Genomic DNA, 11816 nt, shown 5'->3' on the forward strand with positions numbered 1-11816 from the left:
GGAGCTTTATGAGAGAAGGCGGAATTCCAAAATATACTATAGGTGTAGACTATGGTACGGAGAGCGGAAGAGCGGTGCTTGTTGATGTAAGCACCGGAGAAGAGCTGGCCGCGCATGTGACGCCATATGCTCATGGCGTCATCGACCGGCAGCTTCCCGGCTCGCAGGTGCGGCTCCCGCACGAGTGGGCGCTGCAGCATCCAGGTGATTACCTGGATGTGCTGTACCAATCCGTGCCTGCTGTGCTTCAGCAGGCAGGGGTACAACCCGATGCCGTCATTGGCATCGGGATTGATTTCACGGCATGCACGGTGCTGCCGGTGAATGAACACGGTGTTCCTCTATGTTTCCAAGAGGAACACCGAAACGACCCCCACAGCTGGGTTAAGCTGTGGAAGCATCATGCGGCTGCACCGCAAGCCGAGCAAATGAATGAACTGGCGAAGGCGAGAGGAGAAGCATTCCTTCCGCGTTATGGGGGCAGCATTTCCTCAGAATGGCTGCTGCCTAAGATTCTTGAAACAGCTGGGCAATCGCCCAGCGTGTTTCAGGCGGCACATTATTTCGCTGAGGCAGCCGATTGGGTTGTATGGCAGCTATGCGGTGAGCTTGTACGCAACAGCTGCAGCGCCGGATACAAGGGAACATGGCATAAATCGGAAGGCTATCCGTCGACTGAGTTTATGAAGCGGCTGGATCCTCGGTTAGAGCATTTGTATGAAACCAAGCTCGCCGGGTCCATATATCCGGTCGGTATCCGTGCGGGGGGACTGGAGCCGAAGATGGCGCAGAAGCTCGGGCTTCTGCCGGGAACAGCCGTATCGACTGCCATTATCGATGCTCATGCAGCTGTGCTTGGCTGTGGGGTGACTGAACCGGCCAGCATGGTGCTGGCAATGGGAACCTCGCTATGTCACATGGTTTTAAGCGATGAGGAGAAGCTCATCGAAGGTGTTAACGGTGTTGTTGAGGATGGAATTGTGCCAGGGCTGTTTGCTTATGAGGCAGGTCAACCGGCGGTAGGGGATATGTTTGCCTGGTTCGTCGAGACATCAATATCCGATGAGATAAAGCATCAGGCAGCTGCCGAGGGGATCAGTGTTCATAGCTGGCTGGAGAGAGAAGCGGATAAGCTGAAGCCAGGCCAATCGGGGCTCCTCGCCCTTGATTGGTGGAATGGTGGCCGATCGCCGATATTGGATCCGCAATTATCAGGCCTGATGGTCGGACTTACATTAAGTACGACACAGGCAGAGATGTATCGTGCATTACTGGAAGCTGCGGCTTTCGGTACGAGACGTATTGTTGAGTGCTTTGAGGCCGGTGGGGTTAAGATTGAATCTTTGTATGCTTGCGGCGGGTTGCCGCAAAAAAATAATTTATTAATGCAAATTTTCGCCGATGTGCTGGGTAAGGAGATTAAACTGGCCAAGTCCAGTCAGCCTGTAGCTTTAGGAGCTGCGATTTGCGGAGCAGCTGCAGCAGGGAAAGAAGCCGGTGGTTACGACAGTTTGACCGATGCTATTCAAGCGATGGGGCAAGTGCAAGAGCGATACATCCAACCGAATAAAGAGGTCAAGACCAAGTATGACCAGCTATTCGCCAATTACCGTAAGCTGCATGAATCGTTCGGATTACCGAATGGGGCATTAGGAAATGTGATGCATGATCTGAAGCAGATGCGAAACGGATAAAATAGCGAAGCACGCTTCAGATAAAACGAGGGCACCGTAATCAGATGAACGAAGCTCATCTTGCTATAGTATGAAGAATGCTGTTTAACAAGGAAAAACTTTTAATAGAATCCGTATAAAAAAGCAGCGCCCGACGGTGATCTCACGATCTCTGTGGGGCGCTATTTATTATTAGTCAGGAAGTTTACAATCGTCCGATGAGTTTCTTATATATTCTTCGGGTAGTGGGAAGGTGTAGCTATGTAGCTAAAAGAACTTGAACGGAATTGAAAGTTCCGTTATTTAATCTGCCGCCTCCAATTGAAGGCGATAGCGGAAGTCGGAATTCCGCTATGTGGAGCGAATGATGAATAGTAAGCACAAAAACGAGAGATAACGGAACAAGGTCTTCCGTTATCTCTCTGTTTGTTGCGCTTTCTATGCCATAGCGGAAGAATTACTTCCGCTAACAGTTTGACTCATTCATTATGGGTAGCAATAGCCGCTGTAAAGAAAGCACTTGCCGGGGTATTGAAGTGCCGCTACCGTTTAGGTACGAAGAAGTTCGAAGTATTTTGCCTAACGATTAATCATTATTGGCAAGCTTAAGGATTTCAAGCAGCTTGAAAAATAAGCTCAGTATAATGGCGGAGATGGTAGCCAGAGCCATTCCTTTCAATTCGAAGTGTCCTAACTTCAACGCCGCGCCGCTAAGGCCGATTACAAGAACTACAGTTGTCAGAATAAGGTTGACCGGCTTGGAATAATCCACTTTGGTTTCTACAAGCATCCGGATGCCGGAGGCAGCGATTACGCCAAATAGCAGCAAGGAAACGCCGCCCATGACAGGGGTCGGAATAGTTTGGATCAGCGCAGATATTTTGCCGACAAAGGATAGCACGATCGCAAGGATCGCTGCTCCCCCAATAACCCATACGGAATATACTCGGCTAATGGCCATGACGCCAATATTTTCACCGTAGGTAGTGTTTGGAGTTGAGCCGACCAATGAAGATAGCATTGTGGATATACCATTGCCCATTAAGGATCTGCTGAGTCCAGGGTCTTTGGATAAATCCTTTCCTACCATATTTCCCGTTACGATCAAATGACCTATATGTTCCGCAATTACGACGAGAGCGGCAGGAGCGATTATGAGAATGCTCACCCAGTCAAAGGTAGGGCTGTAGAAAGTCGGAAGCTTAAACCATTCTGCAGTCGCCAATGTTTCTCTAATATGCACCAAGCCTAATGAAGCGGCAATTATGTAACCAACAATGATGGATACCAAAATCGGAATGACCTTCAGCAGCCCTCGAAATACAACGGAGCCGACAACACCTACCAGCAATGTAATGATAGATACCGTTATAACGGTAGGATCCGGCGCCCAGCCAGCTGGGGCATCGCTCGGAGCGATAAAGCCAGCCATACCGGCAGCCGTAGGCACCAGCTCTAAGCCTATGACGGATACTATCGCTCCCATGGCGGCTGGCGGAAACACGACATCAATCCAACGTGTTCCAACGGCGCGGATCAACAACGCAACGATTGTAAATATCAATCCCACAATGAGAAATCCGCCTAATGCCGCACTATAGCCTTTGGAGCCCAGAACGATGAATACCGGAGAGAGGAAGGCGAAGCTTGATCCCAAGAAGGCGGGGATTTTCCCTTTTGTCATAAAAATGTAAAGCAATGTACCGATCCCGTTCATTAACAGGATGGTGGCTGGATCGACCTTAAATAATATAGGTACCAGCACGGTGGAGCCAAACATAGCGAATAAATGCTGCAAACTAAGCGGAATGCTTTCCCCAATTGAGGGGCGTTCATCAACCTGAATAATGCGAGACACGATGGATCCTCCTTAGATCTTAGGCTTTAGCCTAAACCTTCTTTGTAAGCAATAACTGAGTTTTGATTAGAAAACCTGCCCCATAAGTATGGCTTCTAATTAACTTGCCGTACGATATTTTACCATAAAATCCATTTAAGAAAAGAAGAAAATATTAATATTTCGGAATAATCTTGGATTGTAGGTGTTCATCCATGCCGATTCCATACGTTTTGGAATAAAGTATGTTGATTATTAATGAATTTGAAATCTACTGTAGAAGGGTGAAAAAGCAGTGCAGAAAAAGAAGGCCATTCGAACCCTGACTAGTAAATGGACTAAAACGCTTGCGCTTTTAAAAAGCAATAAGCTTTGTAGTCATGTGCCCGAAACAAGGTTGTTTAATAAATCCAGTGTTCTTTCTTTGCTAAAGAAGTATCAGATGGTTTATGTGAAGCCTGTTAATGGTTCATTCGGGCAAGGTGTCATAAGGGTGGATCAGCAGCATACTACGACCGGAAGGAAATACCGGTATCAACATGGGACAACATCCCGGAGCTTTGACAATTATGATGCCATGTATTCCTCGCTCTCGAAATCAAAATTGAAACGCAGCTACTTAGTCCAAAAAGGCATACACTTAATTAAATATAATAACCGGGTATTTGACATACGAATTATGGTCCAAAAAAACAGGGAAAGGAAATGGGAAGCAAGCGGTTATATCGGTCGAGTTGCCCATCCTAAAAAGATAGTCACCAATTTCCATAATAGTGGAAAGCCATTACCGCTGGAGACTTTGCTTGAACGTTTTGTACAAGGTGAGCAGAAGCAAAAGTATATAAGTGATCTGAAAAGACTGGGTTATCAAATTGCCGTTCATCTAAACAAGCATTACCCCGGCTTTAGAGAAGTTGGAGTCGATATAGGCGTCGATAAAGAGTTGAAGCCTTGGATTCTTGAAGTGAACACGGCCCCAGACCCTTTTATATTCAATCAGTTAAAGGATAAACGGATGTTTAACCAAGTAATTCATTATGCAAGAGTAAATGGAAGATTTCGCAAAAAGTAAGCTCTTATCCGATGGAACAGCCAGAGCCCATTCCTTTTCGCCTACAACAGCATATCATAAACCAAACTTTGCTAAGTGGAGATGAAGCTATGTCCTCTAATGGAACAAAATCAATAAGCAGCAAGACCACAATAGATATTCTGATCCCGGCGATAGAGAAGGATTTAGGAACACTTCCCTATGTTATTGATGCTGTAAGAAAAAATGTTAAGCATCCGATCGGGGACTTCATGATTGTTGCTCCAAGAAAGAAAAGAATAATTAATTTATGCATAAAAAAAGGATGTAAATTTATCGATGAAAATACAGTGCTCCCTATTACAAAATCGAATATCCATTATCGCTCCAAAAGATGGGATCGCTCAGGCTGGCTGTTTCAGCAGTTATTGAAGTTGGGTGGTGATTCCTTGTGTAAATCCAATTACTATTTGGTTATTGACGCTGATACGGTGTTAATTCGCCCGCATGTATTTAAATCCGGTAAGAAAACGGTATTTTATTGCCGTAGTTGGAGCCAGCCTGAATATTTTGCAACCTATAAAAAGCTGTTAAAAAGAAAGGCGCCATCACCGACATCTTTTGTTACCCATTATATGTTGTTTGAGAAAGCGAAGGTTGCCAAGCTTAAGAGGGATATTGAATCGAAGCATCCTAATCGAAGCTGGTATTCGGCGATCATACACAGTATTAACAAGTCGAAGCAATTTGGCTTTTCGGAGTTTGAAACGTATGCTAATTATGTGTACTCCAAAAACCCTGGAGCACTTCTCTTAAAGAAAGCAAGGAACAAAAGCTTAAATATGAACGTTACACAAATCTCCAAATCAAGGATAAACCAATTAGCCCAAAAGTATAGATCGATCTCTTTCCACAAGCGTAAAGGATATGTAATCAAATCAAAGGCGGGAGGGCATTGACCCCTTATAAGGTAGTATGGAAAGGTCCTGTAGAAAGAGCAAGCGGTCTGGGCATAGCAAGCAGAGAGTATGTATATGCGCTAAAACGGCTGGGGGTCGATGTTACAGTTGGGGCTGCCCGTAATAGATTGTTCCATGATGGAAGCAACAGGAAGCGTAAAATATTAATCTATCATCATTCGCCTAATACGATTAACATGAGCAAGGAAAGAAAAGCTTACGATCGCATCATCTTGAATACGGTTTGGGAAACGACAAAGATTCCCAGGCGTTGGTTAGCGAATATAAATAAATTCGATGCCGTGTGCGTCCCATCCATTCAAAACAAGCATGCCATGAGAAATAGCGGCGTGAGGGTTCCCATATTTATAGTACCGCATGGAGTTCATTCCCAAACGTATAATCCAAGCAATAAGAAGCTATCTATACCTGAGGCAAAAGGAAAATTTATATTTGTATCTGTATTTGGCTTCCAGCACCGCAAAAACCCCGAAGCTTTATTAAGAGCTTACTGGGAAGCTTTTTCCGCAAGTGATAATGTACTTTTGGTAATAAAAACGAACGGATATGCGGCCTATGAGAATGAAGCATGGATTAAGAATAGAATAAAAAATTATAAAAGCAGACTTGGTATACGTAAGGCTACGGCACCCGTGAAGGTCATCGGACGTCATGTTAGCTCCAAGCAGCTCAGAGGCATCTATACACTAGGTGATGCATTTGTATTGCCTACACGGGGAGAAGGCGTCGGATTGCCGTTTCTTGAATCGTTATCCAGCGGAGTTCCGGTTATTGCAACCGGCTGGGGAGGACACAAAGACTTTCTAACTCACAGAAATTCATTCCTGATCTCGTATAAGCTGAGGAATCCTGCAAGCAGCATGAACAGCAGGCACTCCATATCTCGCCAATTTCGCGGATTGTTTGCTGAGAAGGGGCAGCAGTGGGCTGAAGTGGATTTAAGCAGCTTAAAAAAACAGATGAGAGCCGCTTATCAGAACCCTCATCTATGCAAGCAGAAAGGACGGCAAGGCAGACAAGATGCGCTTAAGCTAACTTGGGATCGGGCAGGTTATGCCTTAAAGCAGGCTGTAGAAAAGGTCATTCAGTCGAAAAAAGGCTTGTAGAGGTTGCTCGAAAATCCATGGAAGGAGGAGAAAATCTTGCGAATCGTTCTCCTGTCAGGCGGTTCCGGAAAAAGACTTTGGCCTCTGTCTAACGAGATAAGATCAAAAGCATTTCTTAAACTGTTAAGCTCAGAGGACGGCGGAAAGGAATCGATGATACAGAGAGTTTGCAGACAATTGGATTCGGTGGGTCTGCTGCCACATACGTCTATTGTTACACATAGAAGCCAATTTGAAATTACGCAAAACCATATTGGTGACATGATCCCGATTATATGTGAGCCATATAAACGAGGGACATTTACGGCCATTGCTTTAGCCGCTGAATATTTTCATTCCAAGCTGAATGCAGACCCAAATGAAACGATATGTGTCCTGCCTGTAGATGTGTTTGTGGAAACGGCTTTCTTCCAGCTGCTCTACAAATTAAATGATGCTCTAGCTAGTTCCCAAGCTGATCTTGCCCTTATTGGAACGGTTCCCGGACATCCCTCTGACCAGTTCGGCTACATCGTTCCTCATGTAGAGAGTGACACCTTTTACAACTCTATCGCTCAGTTCGCAGAAAAGCCCGATGAAGCGATGGCGATTCGCCTAATCAATCAACAAGCGCTGTGGAATTGCGGTGTATTTGCGTTTTCTTTAAATTTCATGCTTTCCTATTTGAAAAATAAAGGACTGCCCATAGATTATGATCAATTGCTTGGAAGCTATGAAAATCTTCCTGAAGCAAGCTTTGATAAAGAAGTCGTAGAAAAAACAGCACATTCCGTCGTAATTCCCTATGAGGGAGCCTGGAAGGATCTAGGCAGCTGGGATACATTAACCAATCATCTGGAAAATACAGTTATAGGCATAGGCGAGTTATGTAATAACTCAATAAATACACATCTGGTTAATGAGCTGCCTACTCCCATTCATATCATTGATGTACCGAATGTAATCGTAGCTGCAAGCCCGGACGGTATTCTTGTGGCCAGCAAAAATAAATCGAGCCAAATTAAACAAAGGCTCAGCAATGATTGGGTCAGCAGTATGTATGAGGAAAAAAGCTGGGGCACTATACGGGTATTAGACTATTCGAAGTCAGGTAAGGAAATAGAATATGTAACGAAAAAAATGGAGCTGTACCCGGGTAAAGCAATAGGCAGTCATAAACATAAGAGCCGAAAAGAAATCTGGACGGTTATTTCCGGTTCGGGTGAATTTATGTTGGATGATAAGGTAGATCCGATTCAAACCGGAGCTGTGCTGCAAATTCCATGTGGAGCTAGCCATGGTGTGCGAGCTATAACCGCTCTTGAAATTATTAAAGTCCAGATTAGTACACACAAAGAGGCTGCCAACTAGTAGATTTTTCTACTTGCGTGGGAGCCTCTTTTTCCAATAATTATGTATAAAGCAGCTTTAAATTGGCAGTAAACTAAGGTTATTCCTTAAGCGCCCGTTACCTCCAGTAGTGTGGGCATACCGTCCTGAGCTCCGAACTTGGTGACGGATAAGGAAGCGGCTTTCACTGCAGAACGAATGGAGGATTCCAGGGATTGCTGAGAAGCGAGTCCGCAGCATAACGCTGCATTGAAGGCATCTCCTGCACCAGTGGTGTCTGCAACCTGAACCCGAATGGCAGGAATCGTCATTAGTTTATCGTCTTCCAGATAGGATACTCCCTTTTCCCCTCTTGTGACTATCAAGATTTGCCGGTGCAGCTTCTCCCAGTTCCGCATCCCTTCGGCAAGCTCTTCTTCATTGGCATACGTTCTTTCGGAGAGCAGCTCGAATTCGGTTTCATTTGGCGTCAAAATATCGACTAGTTCATGGATTTCATTGGGAAGGATTTTGGCAGGAGCGGGATTCAATACGGTTCGCACTCCATTGGAGTGTGCAATTTCCAAAGCTAGCTTGACAGCCGCTGTCGGTATTTCCAGCTGCAGAAGCAATATATCAGCATTTCGGATTACGGATTCATGCTCAGCAACAAGCTGTTCATTCGTGTGCGCGTTAGCTCCGGGGACTACTACAATACAGTTATCCTCGGCTGTATGTAAGATAGTGGCAGTTCCTGTAGGTACCTGCTCTATGACAGAAATATGTTCCGTTTTTACACCATATTGCGTTAATTGCTGTATAATCTGGCTGCCGAACACATCGTCTCCAACGGAACCGATCATAGTTGCAACAGCCTCCAGCTTGGCGCAGCCCACGGCTTGATTGGCCCCTTTGCCTCCAGGTAAATAACGAATATGTTGTCCTTCGATAGTCTCTCCGACTCGGGGCATTCTCTCTGTAGTAACGACCAGATCCATGTTCAAGCTGCCAACAATGACAATATGAGGATGACTCATAGCAATCCCTCGTTTCTCTAATTTGGTTAGTCAATTTGGTTCAACTCATTTAACTTGGTATATCTTATCATAACTCTTGGTTACGATAAACTCGATTTTATTACTGTGGCATGTTTGGTATAAATTTGCAGATCTTTAGAGGCTATCTTTTTCTGAGAGCTGTAAACGGGTTAGCCTTATTTTGGATTATCGAAGTTTTTTCTACGGTATGCTGTCGGGCTTATGCCAAAGAAGGATGAGAATTGCTTGGAAAAATAAAGCGGATCTCGAAATCCAACGTTATCGGAAACTTCAGCTACAGATAGCGTAGTGTGAGCCAGAAGGCGTGAAGCATGCCGCAGCCTTATTTTGAGCAAGGTTTCAATAATGGAATCACCTGTTGCTGACTTGAATAAATGGGCAAACCTTGAAGGGGAAAGCAGTACTCTTGAGGCCAGTCTCTCAACTGTATGCGTCTGCTGCATATTGTTGTTTAAATACTCCAAGGTGTTCAAAACTCGGGGGTCCAGGGTGCTGCGGTGAAACTGGGAATTGTACCTCGCGAGATGAAGCAAAAGCTCTTCCATTGCATTTTGTGCCAATCGCTCCTGGATGTTATCGGGCTCGATACAGTTGCGGATAACCCGCTGGAAGGCGGCAACCACCCTCCGGTGAACGTCATTTTGCGATATGTGCAGATGGAGCAGACCATCATCCAGTCGAGGCAAGTGGAGCAAGTCTGTCCAGGTCGGATTCGGAACAAAATGCGCCCACATAAAATGCCAAATCTCGTTCTCGGCTGTCCGGTAATCATGGGGAGTTCCAGGAGAAAGTATAAATACGTCCCCGGGAGAGCAGCTATGCTTACGGTTATTGATGCTATAAATACCATTGCCCGAAAGTGTGTAAGTAATCAGCCAATCACGTGTACCGTTGGGCCGGTAAGTATAATATCCGTATGGGGACCGGAAGGTGCTGGCCAGCAATATGCCTGGAACCGGGCTTTCAGTTATTTTCGCAGCAGAATCATCCATATTTATGACCATTCCGAACATTCCTCCTCTACTGTATAAAGCTTATAATGGCAATAGAAAATATGCAATATGACAGATTTGCAATAAGCAGGATTGTAGGTATCTGCATGTTTGGCTACAAGTGCGAAGAGAAGGAAAATTCATTTTATTAGGATGAGGTGAGGTTCGGATGTCATATGAATTAACTGTACTAACCACAGAGCAGAAAGAGAAGTTTGAAACAGAAGGTTATTTAATTGTGAATGGATTATTTTCCGATGAAGAGCTGGAAGAGATCATGGTAACTTTTGAGCAAATAAGCGAGCAAACGATTCCAGGCCACTTTGAGCCGGATTGGAGTCCGGATACAACGGATGTGCTAAAGCGTTATCCCCGGGTCATGCAGCCACATCGGTTTAACGAGACAGCTCTTAAATATATGCTTCATGAGCCTGTTCTCCAAGTCCTTCATGATTTATTCGAGGAGAACCCGCTGGGCGCTCAAACGATGTTTTATTACAAACCACCTGGTTCTCGCGGACAGGCGCTGCATCAGGATAACTTTTATTTGAAGGTGGAACCGGGGAACTGTATAGCGGCTTGGATGGCGGTTGATCCGGCTGATGAAGAGAATGGCGGGCTGCTTGTCGTCCCCAGAACAAGTGAGCACGAAATTGTTTGTCCAGAGCTGGCGGATGACAACGAATCCTTCACCAAGCATTTGGTAAAAGTGCCGCAAGGCAAACAAATCATTCCTGCTATTATGAAGAAGGGCGACGTTTTGTTCTTTAACGGCAATTTGATCCATGGCTCCTACCGCAACAAATCGAAGGATCGCTTTCGTCGGGCATTTATTTGTCACTACGCCGGCGAGTCGACAACCCGGATAGCTAATTTCTACAGCCCGTTGTTTCGTGCAGACGGCACCAGGGTTGATGCGGAGGCGAATCCGGACGGCGGTCCCTGCGGTGTTGAATTTGATAGTCTTTACCCGCATTGAAGTGGAGCTTATCGCAGCATATTTTTCTGAAAAAGCTTAACTTGGACTGGGTCTGAGTCAGGCTTTTTTGGCATATAAGGAAGTTTAGGCGCTTTAGAGCGCTAAAGTGGGGTGCCCTTTCTAATTAAGTTTGCCGAGGGTAGCCTATTTATCTCGCAAGACAAGCTGCCTTTTAGATTTAAATGTATCCTCAATGAAAGATTCTCGTCTCGATCAGAGAGCTTTTCGAAGGAATGAAGAATGAGCGAGTAACCTGCCTGCCTTGCTTAGATTAGAGCTATATTAGCGCTTAAGATCTTTAATCCCCCATGATCATGGGGGATTTTTATATGGAGATAGCGGCGATGAGCCCTGGAGGATTTTGTACGGAACTGAGAGTTCCGTTATTCCATCTGCCGCCGCCAATCTGGGGCGATAGCGGAAGCGGGAATTCCGTTATGTTGGCCGAATTGGAGCATTTATGCACAAAACAGAGCAATAACGGAACTAGCTGTTCCTGTATCACTCTGATTTTTGGACTTTTCAGGCAATAGAGGAACAATTACTTCCGTATTTCCCTTCACTTCCGTGGATGCAATACTGGCGTGTTGATTAGGGTTATGTGCAGGTGATCTCTGCGCTAAGAACACGACTTCAACAGCGGCCGTAATCCCACACCCATTCCTCCAAAGCGCACAAACGTAGATCGTACACCAAGGATGCCATAAGGCATTATATTTTCTATATAGCGTACTATGTCAATAAGCTTTAAACTGACTTTTGAGTAACTCAAACACACCTAACCATAAAAATTTTTAAAAATTAGTTAGCAACTGACGAAGAGCAGTGGACTTAACCGTCATATCTCGAACTT

The 11816-nt window shown here is 45.1% G+C and carries 9 protein-coding genes; 6 read left to right on the forward strand and 3 right to left on the reverse strand.

The genetic code is table 11. The features are described from left to right. Positions 1 to 8 precede the first annotated feature (8 nt). Entirely contained in the window at positions 9 to 1694 is a 1686-nt protein-coding gene (locus NV381_RS36890; RefSeq protein WP_258218248.1) for a ribulokinase, read from the forward strand. Positions 1695 to 2259: 565 nt separating this feature from the next. Here NV381_RS36890 and uraA read toward each other — a convergent pair. Continuing rightward, on the reverse strand, positions 2260 to 3531 hold the full coding sequence (gene uraA, locus NV381_RS36895; protein WP_258218249.1) for a uracil permease: 1272 nt from the start codon (positions 3529 to 3531) through the stop codon (positions 2260 to 2262). A 274-nt stretch (positions 3532 to 3805) separates the two neighbouring features. Between uraA and NV381_RS36900 the strand changes: the two genes are divergently transcribed. From NV381_RS36900 to NV381_RS36915, 4 genes are all read left to right on the forward strand, one after another. After that, entirely contained in the window at positions 3806 to 4582 is a 777-nt protein-coding gene (locus NV381_RS36900; RefSeq protein WP_258218250.1) for a YheC/YheD family protein, read from the forward strand. A gap of 89 nt (positions 4583 to 4671) precedes the next feature. After that, the gene (locus NV381_RS36905; protein ID WP_258218251.1) at positions 4672 to 5499 is read left to right on the forward strand and encodes a DUF6492 family protein; all 828 of its coding nucleotides are present in this window, start codon (positions 4672 to 4674) and stop codon (positions 5497 to 5499) included. After that, entirely contained in the window at positions 5496 to 6626 is a 1131-nt protein-coding gene (locus NV381_RS36910; RefSeq protein WP_258218252.1) for a glycosyltransferase family 4 protein, read from the forward strand. Before NV381_RS36905 ends, NV381_RS36910 begins: the two co-directional genes overlap by 4 nt. A 36-nt stretch (positions 6627 to 6662) precedes the next feature. After that, positions 6663 to 7976, forward strand: a complete 1314-nt coding sequence (locus tag NV381_RS36915) for a sugar phosphate nucleotidyltransferase (RefSeq protein ID WP_258218253.1) — start codon at positions 6663 to 6665, stop codon at positions 7974 to 7976. 86 nt (positions 7977 to 8062) lie between these two features. On the opposite strand, the gene rbsK is transcribed toward NV381_RS36915, so the two are convergent. Continuing rightward, complete coding sequence (gene rbsK, locus NV381_RS36920; protein ID WP_258218254.1) at positions 8063 to 8971, reverse strand: ribokinase; 909 nt, start codon at positions 8969 to 8971, stop codon at positions 8063 to 8065. Positions 8972 to 9147: 176 nt separating this feature from the next. After that, entirely contained in the window at positions 9148 to 9996 is an 849-nt protein-coding gene (locus NV381_RS36925; RefSeq protein ID WP_258218255.1) for a helix-turn-helix domain-containing protein, read from the reverse strand. Between the two features lie 157 nt (positions 9997 to 10153). Between NV381_RS36925 and NV381_RS36930 the strand changes: the two genes are divergently transcribed. Beyond that, complete coding sequence (locus tag NV381_RS36930; protein ID WP_258218256.1) at positions 10154 to 10963, forward strand: phytanoyl-CoA dioxygenase family protein; 810 nt, start codon at positions 10154 to 10156, stop codon at positions 10961 to 10963. Positions 10964 to 11816: the final 853 nt, after the last annotated feature.

The sequence above is a fragment of the Paenibacillus radicis (ex Xue et al. 2023) genome (assembly GCF_024722015.1).
GTDB lineage: Bacteria > Bacillota > Bacilli > Paenibacillales > NBRC-103111 > Paenibacillus_S.